The sequence below is a fragment of the Fulverythrobacter fulvus genome (assembly GCF_037154085.1).
In the GTDB taxonomy this organism is placed as follows: domain Bacteria; phylum Pseudomonadota; class Alphaproteobacteria; order Sphingomonadales; family Sphingomonadaceae; genus Andeanibacterium; species Andeanibacterium fulvum.
Window position 1 is genome coordinate 934,237 of the sequence record NZ_JBANRM010000001.1, and the last position, 13,790, is coordinate 948,026.

Sequence of the window (13,790 nt, forward strand, 5' to 3'; positions counted from 1 at the left end):
TAGCACTAATTCGGGAAATTGCCTGCCTCGCGATTCCCGGCAGCGGGATCGACGGGCAGAAGCTGGCCGGTAATGCCCGGCGCATGAGCAAGCCATTGCAGCACGGCCTCGACCGCCTCGCCTTCCGGCCCTTCCACACCGTTGACGCGCTTGGGCGCGGCTTCGCGGGCAAGATCGGCAATGGCGGCCTTGCGCCAGCCGGTGTGGTCATAGGGCGCTTCGGGAAAGACCAGCGCCAGCGCCTCGGCGCCGCTGGCCAGTTCCTTGCGGACCGCAGGCAGGTATCGCGCATGAAAGGCCGCCGCGGCATCGAGCGCCGCTTCGGGCAGGCCCTGAATGCGCAGCACGGCCTGCATCAGGCGGACCGGCGCTGCCGCGTGAGCGTGATGCCGATCTGCTCGTTCGCCTCGCTCAGCGCGAGCTTCACGATCTTGACCACGACTTCCTCCACGCGCTCGTCGCGCAGGAACAGCGTGTCGCAGATATGCTCCGCCACGGCTTCGATCAGCTGATAGTGGCGGGAATCGCCCAGCGCTTCCGAAGCGGCGAACTTCAGGTCCATGTAATTGAGACTCGCATCGAGCGGCGTTTCCGGCTCGTAACGATCCGCCGCCTTGAGCTTCACCCGCAGGCTGAAGCGCAAAGGCTGGGCTTTGCCGGTCTCTTCCGAATAGATCCCGGTGAGCACGTCATGTTCGAAATCGGCGACTTCGAGGTAAAGGCTGTCAGACATCGTTGCCCTGCTTACGAATTTGCGCGCCCTTCGCACCGGAACGCGTCGATGTCCAGCATCGCACCCGCAATTTGGTCCGTCAGGCGGAATGCGGCCGGCGGTAAATCAGCCAGTAGACCAGCGCCACCAGCACCCCGCCGCCCACGATATTGCCCGCCGTCACGAGTGCGAGATTGGCCGCCAGCCCCGCCATGTCGAACAGGCCCGAATGAAGCATGGCAACCGGGATCAGATACATGTTGGCCACCGAATGCTCGAAGCCGAGCACCACGAAGGCGGTGATCGGAAAGAGGATGACCAGCACCTTGCCCGAGACATTGTGGGCCGCAAGGCACATCCACACTGCCAGGCAGACGAGGACATTGCACAATATGCCGCGTGCGAAGGCTTCCACCGGATCGAGCGCGAGCTTGGCATCGGCGATTGACAGGGCGGTTGCCGCGACGGCCCCGTCGCCCATGTCCAGAACGCCGGACAGATGCACCAGAAGCGCCGTGCCGACCGCACCCACCAGATTGCCGAACCAAACGATCGCCCAGTTACGCAGCAAGGCGGCGGTGGTGATCTTCCCGCTCGCCCGGGCGAGCACAATCAGGCTGTTGCCGGTGAACAGTTCCGCCCCGCCGACAATCACCAGCACCAGCCCGAGCGAAAAGGCCATGCCGCCGAGCAGCCGGGTGGGCCCGAAGCCCAGTTCGCTGCCAGTGACGACCGCCGTGTAGAACATTGCGCCGAAGGCGATGAAGGCTCCGGCCAGGACGGCCAGAGTGAAGGTTTCGATAAACCCGAGCGCGACCTTGCGAACCCCGACCTCTTCCACCAGTGCCGCGATCCGCGCCGGAGGCACGACATCGAGCGGATGAGGCTCGGGAGTTCCGCTCACTCGGCGCGAGTCCAGCGCGCGAAGATCGCCGTGGGCAGCAGGCGCCCATCCGGCCCGTCTTCCCGCACGGCCAGGTCGCCATGTTCGATCCGGCCCGGCAGGCCTGCGAAATACTCCATCAGCAGCCCCGCCAGCGACAGGCTCGACATGCGCACGGCATAGGCGGTGAGGAACAGGAAGCTACTGTCTTCGTCCAGCAGGCTGCGGCAATCGGCGATCAGCGGAGCGAGATGCTCCTCGATCCGCCAGGTTTCCCCGCCCGGCCCGCGCCCAAATTTGGGTGGGTCGAGAATGATCCCGTCATAGCGCCTGCCGCGCCGCACCTCGCGCGCGGTAAACTTGGCGGCATCGTCCACCAGCCAGCGCACCGGGCGGTCCTGCATCTCCGAAAGAAAGGCGTTTTCCCGCGCCGCCGCGACCGATTTCTTGCTGGCGTCCACATGCGTGACAGGGCCGCACTTGCTCAGCGCCAGTGTGCCCACGCCGGTATAGCCGAAAAGGTTGAGGGTCGAAGATCCTCCCCCATCGGGGGAGGTGGCAGGCGCGCCAGCGCCTGACGGTGGGGGCGTGCCCGAATGCAATCCCCCTCCACCGTCCTGCGGACGGTCCCCCTCCCCCGCTGGGGGAGGAGCAATCAGTTGCCCGCGCATCCAGTGCCATACCGGCGCCATGTCCGGGAAGAAACCGAGATGGCGGAAGGGCGTGCATTGCGCGGTAAAGCGCACTTCTTCCCATTCCAGCGGCCAGCCTTCGCGCGGCACTTCGCGGAAGAAATGCCAGCGCCCGCCGCCATCCTCGTCCGAACCGGGCACGAATTCGCCATCCGCGTCCCACTCCGCAAGGCGCGGGGTCCACATGGCCTGCGGCTCCGGCCGGATGAAGCGGAACGGACCGTAGCGCTCCAGCTTGCGGCCATGGCCGCTATCGACCAGCCCGTAATCGGCCCAGCCCTCGCCCGCCAGGATCAGGGGATCAAGTGCGAGATCTGCCACTCTGCGTTCCTCCCTTCACCCGTTCGCCCTGAGCTTGTCGAAGGGCAGCCTTTCACTTCACCGTCACGCCTGACTTCAGGAACGAAGGACTGTCCTTCGACAAGCTCAGGACGGGCGGCCTGTTACGAATTGGGCGTCGCATGCTCCGCCACATAGGCGGCGATGGCATCATATTCGCCCGGCAGCTGGACATAGCGTTCTTCACGCTCGAACAGATCGCCAACGCGGGCGGGCAAGCCCGGACGCGTGCCGGTTGCCTGTTCCACAGCATCGGGGAACTTGGCCGGATGCGCAGTCGCCAGCGTCACCACGGGCACGGATTTATCCACCCCGGCATTGCGCGCGGCGTGCAGGCCAATGGCAGTGTGCGGATCGATGATCTCGGCGCAATGGTCCGCCGCCCAGCGCATCGCGGCCATGGTCTCGTCCCCATCGGCGCGGGCGCTGGTGAACAGGGCGGAAGCCCCTTCGCGCTGCGCATTGGTGAGGCGCATGGCCTTGCTTGCTTCAAAGCCGCGCATCTGCTCGGCAAGGGCCAGACCGTCGCGCCCGCCGCAATCGAACAGCAGGCGTTCGAAATTGGAGCTGACCTGAATATCCATCGAAGGCGCGGCAGTGGGCGTGACCGTTCCGGCCGAATAATCGCCTTCCGACAATGCGCGGTGGAGAATGTCGTTCACATTGGTCGCCACGATCAGCCGTTCGATCGGCAGGCCCATCTTGGCCGCGACATAGCCCGCGAACACGTCCCCGAAATTGCCGGTCGGCACGGAGAAGGCCACCTTGCGGTAAGGCGCGCCAAGCTGCACGCCGCAGGCGAAGTAATAGACCACCTGCGCCATCAGGCGCGCCCAGTTGATCGAGTTCACCGCCGCGATGTTGAACCGGCTGGTCATGGCAGTATCACCGAACATGCGCTTCACCATCGCCTGCGCATCGTCGAAGCTGCCTTCGATGGCGATGTTATAGACATTGGGCGCCAGCACTGTGGTCATCTGGCGGCGCTGCACGTCGCTCACCCGGCCGCGCGGATGCAGCATGAAGATGTCGATGTTCTTGCGGTTCGCCACTGCGTCGATCGCGGCAGAGCCAGTGTCGCCCGAGGTCGCGCCAACGATGGTCAGCCGGTCTTCCCGGCGGGACAGGAAGGTTTCGAACAGGCGGCCCAGCAATTGCAGCGCCACGTCCTTGAAGGCCAGCGTGGGGCCATGGAACAGTTCCAGAAGCCAGTGTTGTTCGTCAAACTGCTTGAGCGGCGTCACCGCGTCATGGGCGAAGGTGCCATAGGCGCTGCGGCACAGGCGCAGCAGTTCCTCATCCGTCAGGCTGCCCGCCACGAAAGGCTGCATCACCTTCACTGCCAGTTCGGCATAGGGAAGCCCGGCCATCGCCGCGATTTCCGCCTCAGTGAAACGGGGCCATTCGGTGGGGACATAGAGCCCGCCATCCGAGGCCAGCCCGGCCAGAGTGACACCTTCGAAATCGAGCGCCGGCGCGCTGCCGCGAGTGGAGACGTAAAGCATGGCGCGCGCCTTAATCGCACCGCCCGGCAAAGGAAACCCCGGATGGGCAGCGAGATGCTTTCAGGCGGCGCCGGGGCGGGCAGTGCAGGAGAGATGAAGACGCATCGCGAAGGTGACACGAAACGACCTGCGAAACTGCGTGACCTTTCCCGGAATTATCATTCAGGAACAATGACCTGCCGGGCATTTCGCGAATGAGTGTGTGACTTTTCATTCAGCTCCCCCTCACCCGGTTAAATCGCACTGCCAACGCGTCAACTCAGCCACCGCGAAATCGGCTTGCAGGCGCCATGGCACAGATGGGGCCGTGTAGGAAAATGCTGCGTTACCAGCTTGGGCACGAACGCTGGCGAAAGATCCTGCCGTCATCCTGAACTTGTTTCAGGATCCATTTCTCGGGATCAGGCAAGGCACGAAAGGCCGAATGGATGCTGAGACAAGCTCAGCATGACGGATGTGACAAGGCATGAGGTTCGTCACCCAAATGCGCCTACACCTCTTCCCCCACGCCCTCCCCTTCCAGCGCGCCCTTCAGCGCCAGCAGCCCCGCCGCCGCACTCGCTGCGTGAGGGCCGATCCAGCGCTGGTGAATCTGCTGGATAGGCATGGCATCGAGATGATTGAACCGTTCGCGCCCCTTGCGCACCGGCACGACCAGCCCGGCCTTCTCCAGCACCTTGAGGTGCTGCATCACCGTACAGCGATCCAGCTCGGCAAAGCAGGAGCAAAGCTGGCTGGTGGTGAGCGGGCGCAATTTCAGTTCGTCGCAGATCGCGCGCCGGGTGGCATTACCCAGGGCCTTGAAGACCGCGTCCATATTCCCATCGATTGACATGTTATATTTTTATAACATAATCGAGCGCGACTCAAGAGAGGATGGCGCAATGGAACTGAAATTCAGGGTATCGGCGCGGATCGCGCGGCCAGTGCACGAAGTGTTCGAAGCCGTGGCCGATCCGGAGAAGCTGTCAGGCTACTTCACCACAGGCGGCGCCAAGGGCCGTTTGGAAACCGGCGCCACCGTGATGTGGGACTTTCACGATTTTCCCGGCGCCTTCCCGGTGCATGTGGTGGAAGTGGTGCCTGACAAGCGCATCGTGCTGCGCTGGGCCGCGAATGAGGCCACGCCAGAGGATGGCGATGCTGCCGTGGATGGCCGCGCGGAATATGAAACCACCGTCACCATGGAATTCCGCCCGCTCGAAGACGGGCGCACCCTGGTGGAAGTGGCCGAGGAAGGCTGGCGCGAAACGCCAGGCGGCCTGCGCGGCTCCTACGGCAATTGCCACGGCTGGACCCAGATGCTCTGCGCGCTGAAGGTGTGGATCGAGCATGGGATCAATTTGCGGGAGGGGATGTATAAGTAGGCTGGCGACAAGCCCCCTCTCCAACTTCGGCTAGCGAGCAAGCTCGCGAGCCTGCGTATCCTCTCCCGCAAGGGGAGAGGAGTTTAGCGCCCCTCCTCTCCCCTTGCGGGAGAGGATAACGCAGCTTGGCCGCACGGCGGACTAGCGGAGCTTGGAGAGGGGTATTCCCCCTCACCACTCCGCAGCCAATTTCCCCAACTGCTCGATCACCGTCCCCCAGCCATCGGCAAAGCCGAGATCGGAATGGCGCGCGGCATCTTCGGGTGTCTTGTGCATTACCCGCGCGGCATAGCGCGTGCCGCCATCCTCGGGCGTGAGTGTGACGATTGCGGTGAGGCCCAGCCACGGCTCTATCGGCCGCCAGCCCTCGCCGAGCATGGTAGTGAAGACCAGCCTTTCGCCCGGCACCACTTCGAGGAAGCAGGCCTCCATATGCGGCTGCCATTCGCCGCCCGGCTCGCGCATCACTGTCTCGAACCCGCCGCCGGGGCGGAGGTCGTGCTTGATGGAGCGGCATTCCATCGGCTGGGGAATCCACCAGCGGTCGAAATGCTCGGCTTCGGCCCAGCCCTTCCATACGGCAGCGGGCGGCGCCTTGATCAGGCGGGAGATGGCGAGATCGGCTTGTAAGGCGCTCACGAGTGCTCCTCCCCGGCGATATGGGTTTCGGCATAGGCGGCCAGCCTGTCGGTGCGGGCTTCCCAGATCTTGCGCTGGGCAGTGAGCCATTCTTCCGTCGCGCGCAGCCGGTCCGGCAGCATGTGGCAAGTGCGCACCCGGCCCTTCTTCTCCGACGCTATCCACCCGCTCTCCTCCAGCACGCGAAGATGCTTGAGGAAGGCAGGCAGGCCCATGGCGAAAGGCCGGGAAAGTTCGGCGACCGGGGCAGGCCCTTCCATCAGGCGGCCGATCACCGCGCGGCGCGTGGGGTCGGCCAGGGCATGGAACGCCAGATCGAGGGATGAAGTATTGTTTTCCATATGGTGAACCATACGGATCAGTTTACCGATTGGCAAACTATTTTATCGAACCCTATTTGCCCCGTAACCGCCTGCGCAGCGCAATGGCGTAGATCACCAGCGCCGTGACGGCGAAGAAGAACCACTGCCCGGCATAGGCCATGTGATTGTTGGGCAGGTCGGCCGGATCGGGCGCGGCATTGGCCTGCAGCCCCGCCAGCGGCGGCGATGCGATCAGGCGGGCCTCGCCATCGCGGCCCGGCCCGATGATTCCCTGCACTTCGCCGCCGGCCCATTGCACCCGCTCTTGCGGGCTGGCGGACCAGCCAAGCACGACATCGGCTTCCCCCGCGCCGGGAATCGCGCAGCGGGCGACCTGCGCCCAGCCCGTTTCGCCCGCCTGATTATGGCCGGCCGCGGCGTCGAGCGAGATAACCCGGGCGCATTGGACAGTGGAATGGCGATAGAGGACGCCCTCCACCTCTGCCTTGCCCTTCGGCCATTCGGCCAGCGAGGACATGGTGAGCGCCTGCCGGTAATGCGCCAGCAGCGATTCCTTCCAGCTGGCGCGCTGCAATTGCCACACGCCCAGCCCCACCATGGTGGCGACGGCGAGTAATACGACGACGGTCGCAAAAATCGGGATGCGACGGGTCACTCGGCCCCATCCTGCGCGGATTGGCCGCCAGCAGCACCGCCCACGTCGCCTCCCCTGTCGTCGCCGACGTCGCTACCGGTGACTTCCTTCGCCTTGCGCCAATATTCCGCCTGCAGCAGCCAAGCCTTGCTGACGCGCAAGCCCCAGAGAGTCGATCCGGCGATGACCGGAATCCAGATCAGCGCATGAACCCAGAAGGGCGGATGGACGGAGAATTCCAGCCACAGCGCCAGGATCACCACCAGCGCGCCGATGATCAGGGTTAGGAAGGCGGCCGGTCCGTCACCCACGTTGAACTGGGCGAAATCGAGATCGCAGCTGGTGCAGCGCGGCGCGAAGCGGGCAGGCCCGCCGAACAGCGTCTTCGCTCCGCATCTGGGGCAAAGACCAAGAAGGGCAGCCTGCACTGCGGCGGGCTGCCCTTCCTTGATAGATTCGGGTTGGTTCACCTCGGGGCCGATCAGTGGATCGGTGCACCCCAGCCGCCCCAGATGTAGACGACCACGAAGAGGAACAGCCACACCACGTCGACGAAGTGCCAGTACCAGGCAGCCGCTTCGAAGCCGAAATGCTCCTTGGCGGTAAAATCGCCCTTATAGGAACGCACGAGGCAGACGATCAGGAAGATCGTGCCGACCAGCACATGGAAACCGTGGAAGCCGGTCGCCATGTAGAAGGCCGAGCTGTAGGTGTTGCCACCGAAGGCGAACGGCGCATGCATATATTCATAGGCCTGGATGCAGCTGAACAGCACGCCCAGGAGAATGGTGAGCCACAGGCCCTTCTTGAGCGAAGCGCGATCGCCGTGGATCAGCGAGTGGTGCGCCCAGGTAACCGTCGTGCCCGAGCAGAGCAGGATCAGCGTGTTGAGCAGCGGCAGGGCGAACGGGTCCATCACGGCCTCGATCGCCTTGGGCGGGAACTGCCCACCTACAACCTCGGTAAGCGCGTTGGGGAACAGCGCGAAATCGAACCAGCTCCAGAACCAGCCGACGAAGAACATCACTTCTGAAGCGATGAACAGAATCATGCCGTAACGCAGATGCAGCTGCACCACCGGAGTGTGGTGACCCTCGCGGCCTTCCTTGATGATGTTGGAAAACCAGCTGAAGAAAGTGGCGATCAGGCCGGCGAGCCCCAGTCCGACAACCAGATGGCCGCCAGCCATCTCGTGCATGAACATCACCATGCCGGTGGTGAACACAAGCGCCGAGAACGAGCCGGTCAGCGGCCAGATATCGGGGGGAAGGATATGGTAATCGTGGTTCTTCGTGCCGGCCATGGATTGCTTCCTGGTTGGTCTTGCGTGGCGCCCCTGACAGAGCCTTGTGAGCGCCCCTTAATCTGCTGATCGCGTGTGGTCCAGAGCTTAGGTCGTATCCTAGGAGCCCGGATCGTCTTGCTTGTGGAATGTGTAGCTCAGGGTGATCTGTTCGACGCCCTTCGCATTCTCGTCCTTGAGGATGGCGGGATCGACGTAATAGGTCACCGGCATCCGGACTTCCTCGCCCGGCTGCAACGTCTGCTCGGTGAAGCAGAAGCACTGGATCTTGTTGAAATAGGGCGCCGCCTGTTCGGGCTCGACATTGTAGCTTGCCTGCCCGGTCACCGGCTTGTCCGAATTGTTGCGGGCAATGAAGAACGCGATCTTGCGCTCACCCAGCTGGGCGGTTTCCGTCACCTGCTCCGGCTTGAACTGCCACGGCACGTCAGGCGCGATATTGCCGTCGAAACGGACAGAGATCGTCTCGCCCGTGGCGTTGACCGCCGCCGCCTTGGCCTCGCTCGCGATCTGCGGCGTGCCGCCGAAGCCGGTCACCTGGCAGAAGATGCGGTAAAGCGGGACCGAGGCATAGCCCAGCCCCAGCATGGCCACGGCCAGCGAAAAGGCCATGAAGCCGACCTTGCGGTTCTTCCGCCGTGCCGCATCATGCCCGACGCTGGTCATTGCGCGCCTCCGATCCGAACGATGGTGATGAAGAAGAACAGCACCACGAAACCCACCAGCAGGCCCGCAACCACGAGGTTGCGCCCCTTGCGGCGACGGGTGAATTCGGCCTGTTCTTCGGGCGTCATGGTCATCAGATTAGTCCCTGCACGGAAAGCAGCCGGTCCGCAACCAGAGCCGCGAACAGCGCAAAAAGATAGAATACGGAAAAGGCGAAAAGCCGTTTTTCGGGCTTCATCGCATCCTCCTCGCCCATGCGCTGGCGGAAGGCCACCGGGAAGGACAAGGCAAGGAACACGGCCGAAAGCACCAGCGCCGCAATACCGTAGAGCGCCCCGGTCCCGCCGATGAACCACGGCGTGGCGGACAGCGGCAGCAGCAGCACGCTATAGGCCAGGATCTGCTTGCGCGTGGAAGCCTCGCCCGCGACCACCGGCATCATCGGAATGCCGACCTTGGCGTAATCGGACTTCACGAACAGCGCGAGCGCCCAGAAATGCGGCGGGGTCCAGAAGAAGATGATCGCGAAGAGCAGCACCGGCATCAGCGTGATCTCGCCAGTCACGGCCACCCAGCCGATCAGCGGCGGAAAGGCCCCTGCCCCGCCGCCGATCACGATGTTCTGCGGCGTGCGCGGCTTGAGCCAGATGGTGTAGATCACGGCGTAATAGACGACCGAAGCGGCAAGGATCGCCCCGGCGAGCCAGCCCACTGCCAGCCCCATGATCAGCACGGCTGCCACTGACAGGCCGACGCCGAAATCGCGAGCGGAAGTGGGGTCCATCTTGCCCTGCGGGAGCGGTCGGCGCGCAGTGCGCTTCATGCCCGCATCGATATCGGCTTCCCACCACTGGTTGAGCGCACCTGCCCCGCCCGCGGCCATGGCAATGCACAGCACGGCAGTGAAGCCCAGCACGGGGTGGATATGGCCCGGCGCAGCAAGCAGGCCGCACAGGCCGGTGAACACCACCAGACTCATGACGCGCGGCTTGGTCAGCGCGAAGAAGTCGCGCCAGTCGGCCGGGAGCTGGGTTGCAGTGGTGGTCGTCATACGTCTTTCAGCGCGGCCTGGCCGCTTGTTACAAGGAGGGGCGCACCGTTGCGGCGCGCCCCACCCTATTTACCGTCAGTCGGCCTGGCGGGCGCCTGCCCTGCCGTTGGCCCCTATCAGTGGTGATCTTCGTCCTTGATCACCGGCAGGGTTTCGAACTGGTGGAACGGCGGTGGGCTGGTCAGCGTCCATTCCAGCGTCGTTGCGCCTTCACCCCAGTAGTTGTTCGGCGCCTTCTTGCCGGCAGTGAAAGCGTAGATGATGTTGATGAAGAACACCACCAGCGACAGGGCCATGATGTAATAGCCGTAGGTCGCGATCTCGTTCCAGTGCTGGTAGGCCGGGGTGTAGTCCGGATAACGACGCGGCATGCCCTGCAGCCCGAGGAAGTGCATCGGGAAGAAGATCATGTTCACGCCGACGAAGAAAATCCAGAACTGGATGTGCGACAGCAATTCGCTGTGCATCCGGCCGCTCATCTTCGGGAACCAGTAGTAGAAGCCGGCGAACAGCGCGGTCACCGCACCCAGCGACAGCACGTAGTGGAAGTGGCCGACCACATAATAGGTGTCATGCACCACATCGTCGATGCCGCCATTGGCCAGCACGACGCCGGTCACGCCGCCCACGGTGAAGAGGAAGATGAAGCCGATGGCCCAGACCATCGGGCTCTTGAACTCAAGCGAGCCGCCCCACATCGTGGCGATCCACGAGAAGATCTTGATGCCGGTGGGCACCGCGATGACCATGGTGGCAGCCGTGAAGTACATCTTCGTGTTCACGTCGAGGCCCACCGTATACATGTGGTGAGCCCACACGATGAAGCCGACGACGCCGATCGCGACCATGGCGTAGGCCATGCCGAGATAGCCGAACACAGGCTTGCGGCTGAAGGTCGAGATGATCTGGCTGATGATGCCGAAGGCCGGCAGGATCATGATGTACACTTCGGGGTGGCCGAAGAACCAGAACAGGTGCTGGTAGAGGATCGGGTCACCACCGCCGGCAGCGTCAAAGAAGGTCGTGCCGAAGTTGCGGTCGGTCAGCAGCATGGTGATCGCGGCAGCGAGCACCGGCAGCGCCAGCAGCAGCAGGAAGGCAGTGACCAGCACCGACCACACGAACAGCGGCATCTTGTGCAGGGTCATGCCCGGCGCGCGCATGTTGAAGATGGTGGTGATGAAGTTGATCGCGCCCATGATCGAGGCCGCACCGGCAAGGTGCAGCGCGAAGATCGCGAAGTCCATCGCCGGGCCTTGCGAACCGGTGGTGGAAAGCGGGGCATAAACGGTCCAGCCCACGCCCGCGCCGTTGCCCGTGCCGCCCGACATGAAGGGCGAGATCATCAGCGAGCAGAAGCCCATGAAGGTGAGCCAGAACGAAATATTGTTCATGCGCGGGAAGGCCATGTCCGGCGCGCCGATCATGATCGGAACGAACCAGTTGCCGAAGCCGCCGATAACGGCCGGCATGACCAGGAAGAACACCATGATCAGGCCGTGCGCGGTGATCAGCACGTTCCACAGGTGGAGCTGCTGGTCGAAATCGACCGCGCCGCCGTTAAGCAGCATCGCCACATGGCCGAGCACCTGAATGCCGGGCTCGCGCAGTTCCTCGCGCATGATGCCCGAGATGCCGCCACCGACGATCCCCGCGAAGATCGCGAAGATCAGGTAGAGCGTGCCGATGTCCTTGTGGTTGGTGGACATGAACCACCGGGCAAAGAAGCCCGGCTTGTGGTCGGCGTCGTGGTGATGCTCTTCCGAGTGAGCCTGGAAGGTATCGGCTATGGTTGCCATGGCTTTACTTTCGACCTTCTGATCTAATCTTCAAACGGCTCAGGCAGCGCCCGGCGTGGCGGTTTCGGCGGGAGCCGGTGCGGCGGCAGGAGTAACCGCGGCGGCAGGAGCGGCCGGAGCCGCTGCAGCCTTGCTCGGCAGTTCACCGCCCTGCGACAGGATCCACTGTTCGAACTTTTCCTGCGGGACGGCTTCGACCGCGATCGGCATGTAACCGTGACGCACGCCGCACAGTTCGGAGCACTGGCCGTAATAGATGCCGGGCTCGTCGATCTGCAGAACCTTTTCGTTCAGGCGGCCGGGAACGGCGTCGAGCTTGAACCACAGCGAAGGCACGGCGAAGGAGTGAATCACGTCGGCCGCAGTGGTCTGGATACGGATCGGAACGCCCACGGGAACGACCATGCGGTGATCGACTTCGAGGTGGGTCGGGAAGCCCTTAGCCTTGGCTTCTTCTTCCGGCATCATGTTCGAGATCACTTCGAACCCGCCATTGTCGGGATAGGTGTAACCCCAATACCACTGATAGCCGGTGATCTTGACGGTCAGCGCATCCTTCGGAGCGCTCTTATACTGTTCGGCCAGCAGGTTGAGCGAGGGAACCGCGATCAGCACCAGGATCAGGATCGGAACGCCGGTCCACAGCACTTCCAGCAGGGTGTTGTGGCTGGTCTTCGACGGCACCGGATTGGCGCGGCGGTTGAAGCGGATAATCACGAACAGGAGCAGCGCGAGAACCAGAACCACGATCGCGATGATCACGGGGGTCAGCACATAGTCGTGCATCCAGCTGGCATCGTGACCGATGGGCGAATGCTGCGACTGCAGCCACATGCCGCCGGGTTCGGGCTGGCCCTTGATCATGTCGGGACCAAGCGGGGTGTAGGTCGGCGCCGCAGGAGCAGCGGCCGCAGCCGCATCGGCAACCGGGGCCGCCGCATCGGCAGCAGCCGGAGTCGCAGTAGCGGCGACCGGAGCCGCAGCCTCCTGCGCAAGGGCTGCCTTGGGCAGCAGGGCGAAGGGCGCTGCGCCGACAAGGCCCAGCGAGAGGGCCTTCAGGGAAGTGACCGTGGTACGAAGGGTCTCGCCGAAGTTCATCTGTCTGACGCTTTCCGCTCGTTATCTTGGGGGCAAGCATGCCCGTAGGAACCCCGTATGGGGCTGGTTTTGCCGGGGCCTATACGCGCGCTTGCCCCCCGCCTCAAGCGCTTCTAGGGATAATTTTCGACAGCCCCGTGCACAGTCGCACCAAGGGGCATCTGCTTCACACCAACAGGGTTACAGAGAATCATCCATGACCGAAGACGAGGTCCTCTCCGAGTTCCGCGCCAGCGAGGCGCTGCTTGAAGGGCATTTCAAGCTCTCCTCAGGCCGCCACAGCGCTTATTACCTGCAATGTGCCCGTGTCCTTATGGACCCGATGCGCGCGTCGCGCCTGGCTGCGGCCCTTGCGGCCAAGCTGCCCCGCGACCTGCGCCAGCAGATTTCCAAGGTGGTCTCGCCCGCCATGGGCGGCGTCATCATCGGCCATGAAATGGGCCGCGCGCTGGGCGTGGAGGCAATGTTCGTCGAACGGCCGACCGGCACGTTCGAGTTCCGCCGCGGTTTCGGCCTCAAGGAAGGCGAAAAAGTGCTGATGGTGGAAGACGTCGTGACCACCGGCCTTTCCAGCCGCGAGGCGATGGACGCGATCCGCGCCGCCGGCGGCAAGGTGATCGCCGCTGCTTCGCTGGTCGACCGTTCGGGCGGTTCGGTCGATTTCAAGGTGCCTTTCTATCCCTTGGTGGAACTTTCCTTCCCCACCTATGCGGAAGACGAACTGCCCCCCGAACTCGCGGCCAGGCCGGTTACCAAGCCCGGCAGCCGCCAGGACTGAC

Annotated in this window: 18 protein-coding genes; 2 read left to right on the forward strand and 16 right to left on the reverse strand. The window is 63.7% G+C overall.

What is annotated here, in order from left to right:
• Positions 1-5: 5 nt before the first annotated feature.
• From WFP36_RS04535 to WFP36_RS04560, 6 genes are all read right to left on the reverse strand, one after another.
• Entirely contained in the window at positions 6-356 is a 351-nt protein-coding gene (locus tag WFP36_RS04535; RefSeq protein WP_336978232.1) for a Rossmann fold domain-containing protein, read from the reverse strand.
• Entirely contained in the window at positions 356-733 is a 378-nt protein-coding gene (locus tag WFP36_RS04540; protein WP_336978234.1) for a dihydroneopterin aldolase, read from the reverse strand. The genes WFP36_RS04535 and WFP36_RS04540 overlap by 1 nt, the downstream gene beginning before the upstream one ends.
• A 79-nt stretch (positions 734-812) precedes the next feature.
• Positions 813-1,616, reverse strand: a complete 804-nt coding sequence (locus WFP36_RS04545; protein WP_336978236.1) for a formate/nitrite transporter family protein — start codon at positions 1,614-1,616, stop codon at positions 813-815.
• Complete coding sequence (locus tag WFP36_RS04550) at positions 1,613-2,608, reverse strand: class I SAM-dependent rRNA methyltransferase (RefSeq protein ID WP_336978238.1); 996 nt, start codon at positions 2,606-2,608, stop codon at positions 1,613-1,615. The genes WFP36_RS04545 and WFP36_RS04550 overlap by 4 nt, the downstream gene beginning before the upstream one ends.
• 122 nt (positions 2,609-2,730) lie before the next feature.
• Positions 2,731-4,131, reverse strand: coding sequence for a threonine synthase (gene thrC / locus WFP36_RS04555; protein WP_336978240.1), 1,401 nt, complete (start codon positions 4,129-4,131; stop codon positions 2,731-2,733).
• 490 nt (positions 4,132-4,621) lie between these two features.
• Positions 4,622-4,966, reverse strand: a complete 345-nt coding sequence (locus WFP36_RS04560) for an ArsR/SmtB family transcription factor (RefSeq protein ID WP_336978242.1) — start codon at positions 4,964-4,966, stop codon at positions 4,622-4,624.
• Positions 4,967-5,015: 49 nt separating this feature from the next.
• Between WFP36_RS04560 and WFP36_RS04565 the strand changes: the two genes are divergently transcribed.
• Positions 5,016-5,498, forward strand: coding sequence for an SRPBCC family protein (locus WFP36_RS04565; protein WP_336978244.1), 483 nt, complete (start codon positions 5,016-5,018; stop codon positions 5,496-5,498).
• A gap of 171 nt (positions 5,499-5,669) precedes the next feature.
• Here WFP36_RS04565 and WFP36_RS04570 read toward each other — a convergent pair whose 3' ends face one another.
• The 10 genes from WFP36_RS04570 to coxB form a co-directional block, all read right to left on the reverse strand.
• A complete protein-coding gene (locus tag WFP36_RS04570) occupies positions 5,670-6,137 on the reverse strand; it encodes an SRPBCC family protein (RefSeq protein ID WP_336978245.1) in 468 nt (155 codons plus the stop codon).
• Complete coding sequence (locus tag WFP36_RS04575; RefSeq protein WP_336978246.1) at positions 6,134-6,478, reverse strand: ArsR/SmtB family transcription factor; 345 nt, start codon at positions 6,476-6,478, stop codon at positions 6,134-6,136. The genes WFP36_RS04570 and WFP36_RS04575 overlap by 4 nt, the downstream gene beginning before the upstream one ends.
• A gap of 52 nt (positions 6,479-6,530) precedes the next feature.
• Positions 6,531-7,115 (reverse strand): SURF1 family cytochrome oxidase biogenesis protein, encoded by a 585-nt coding sequence (locus WFP36_RS04580; RefSeq protein ID WP_336978248.1) that lies wholly within the window; start codon positions 7,113-7,115, stop codon positions 6,531-6,533.
• On the reverse strand, positions 7,112-7,546 hold the full coding sequence (locus WFP36_RS04585) for a DUF983 domain-containing protein (RefSeq protein WP_419716617.1): 435 nt from the start codon (positions 7,544-7,546) through the stop codon (positions 7,112-7,114). The genes WFP36_RS04580 and WFP36_RS04585 overlap by 4 nt, the downstream gene beginning before the upstream one ends.
• Before the next feature lie 29 nt (positions 7,547-7,575).
• On the reverse strand, positions 7,576-8,397 hold the full coding sequence (locus WFP36_RS04590) for a cytochrome c oxidase subunit 3 (RefSeq protein ID WP_336978253.1): 822 nt from the start codon (positions 8,395-8,397) through the stop codon (positions 7,576-7,578).
• A gap of 99 nt (positions 8,398-8,496) precedes the next feature.
• Positions 8,497-9,063, reverse strand: coding sequence for a cytochrome c oxidase assembly protein (locus tag WFP36_RS04595; protein WP_336978255.1), 567 nt, complete (start codon positions 9,061-9,063; stop codon positions 8,497-8,499).
• Positions 9,060-9,197 carry a hypothetical protein gene (locus tag WFP36_RS04600; protein WP_336978257.1) on the reverse strand — a complete coding sequence of 46 codons (138 nt, stop codon included), beginning with the start codon at positions 9,195-9,197 and terminating at the stop codon, positions 9,060-9,062. The genes WFP36_RS04595 and WFP36_RS04600 overlap by 4 nt, the downstream gene beginning before the upstream one ends.
• On the reverse strand, positions 9,197-10,114 hold the full coding sequence (locus WFP36_RS04605) for a heme o synthase (RefSeq protein WP_336978258.1): 918 nt from the start codon (positions 10,112-10,114) through the stop codon (positions 9,197-9,199). Before WFP36_RS04605 ends, WFP36_RS04600 begins: the two co-directional genes overlap by 1 nt.
• Before the next feature lie 116 nt (positions 10,115-10,230).
• Positions 10,231-11,913 carry a cytochrome c oxidase subunit I gene (gene ctaD / locus WFP36_RS04610; protein WP_336978260.1) on the reverse strand — a complete coding sequence of 561 codons (1,683 nt, stop codon included), beginning with the start codon at positions 11,911-11,913 and terminating at the stop codon, positions 10,231-10,233.
• 39 nt (positions 11,914-11,952) lie between these two features.
• Positions 11,953-13,011 (reverse strand): cytochrome c oxidase subunit II, encoded by a 1,059-nt coding sequence (gene coxB / locus WFP36_RS04615; protein ID WP_336978261.1) that lies wholly within the window; start codon positions 13,009-13,011, stop codon positions 11,953-11,955.
• Positions 13,012-13,207: 196 nt separating this feature from the next.
• Here coxB and pyrE point away from each other — a divergent pair, with 196 nt between their 5' ends.
• Positions 13,208-13,789 (forward strand): orotate phosphoribosyltransferase, encoded by a 582-nt coding sequence (gene pyrE, locus WFP36_RS04620; RefSeq protein WP_336978262.1) that lies wholly within the window; start codon positions 13,208-13,210, stop codon positions 13,787-13,789.
• Position 13,790 lies beyond the last annotated feature (1 nt).

Excerpts from the sequence above, each read along its gene's own strand:
- WFP36_RS04535 (WP_336978232.1), bottom strand. The coding sequence starts at position 356 with ATGCAGGCCGTGCTGCGCATTCAGGGCCTGCCCGAAGCGGCGCTCGAT.
- WFP36_RS04540 (WP_336978234.1), bottom strand. The coding sequence starts at position 733 with ATGTCTGACAGCCTTTACCTCGAAGTCGCCGATTTCGAACATGACGTG.
- thrC (WP_336978240.1), bottom strand. The coding sequence starts at position 4,131 with ATGCTTTACGTCTCCACTCGCGGCAGCGCGCCGGCGCTCGATTTCGAA.
- WFP36_RS04560 (WP_336978242.1), bottom strand. The coding sequence starts at position 4,966 with ATGTCAATCGATGGGAATATGGACGCGGTCTTCAAGGCCCTGGGTAAT.
- WFP36_RS04565 (WP_336978244.1), top strand. The coding sequence starts at position 5,016 with ATGGAACTGAAATTCAGGGTATCGGCGCGGATCGCGCGGCCAGTGCAC.
- WFP36_RS04575 (WP_336978246.1), bottom strand. The coding sequence starts at position 6,478 with ATGGAAAACAATACTTCATCCCTCGATCTGGCGTTCCATGCCCTGGCC.
- WFP36_RS04590 (WP_336978253.1), bottom strand. The coding sequence starts at position 8,397 with ATGGCCGGCACGAAGAACCACGATTACCATATCCTTCCCCCCGATATC.
- WFP36_RS04595 (WP_336978255.1), bottom strand. The coding sequence starts at position 9,063 with ATGACCAGCGTCGGGCATGATGCGGCACGGCGGAAGAACCGCAAGGTC.
- WFP36_RS04600 (WP_336978257.1), bottom strand. The coding sequence starts at position 9,197 with ATGACCATGACGCCCGAAGAACAGGCCGAATTCACCCGTCGCCGCAAG.
- WFP36_RS04605 (WP_336978258.1), bottom strand. The coding sequence starts at position 10,114 with ATGACGACCACCACTGCAACCCAGCTCCCGGCCGACTGGCGCGACTTC.
- ctaD (WP_336978260.1), bottom strand. The coding sequence starts at position 11,913 with ATGGCAACCATAGCCGATACCTTCCAGGCTCACTCGGAAGAGCATCAC.
- coxB (WP_336978261.1), bottom strand. The coding sequence starts at position 13,011 with ATGAACTTCGGCGAGACCCTTCGTACCACGGTCACTTCCCTGAAGGCC.
- pyrE (WP_336978262.1), top strand. The coding sequence starts at position 13,208 with ATGACCGAAGACGAGGTCCTCTCCGAGTTCCGCGCCAGCGAGGCGCTG.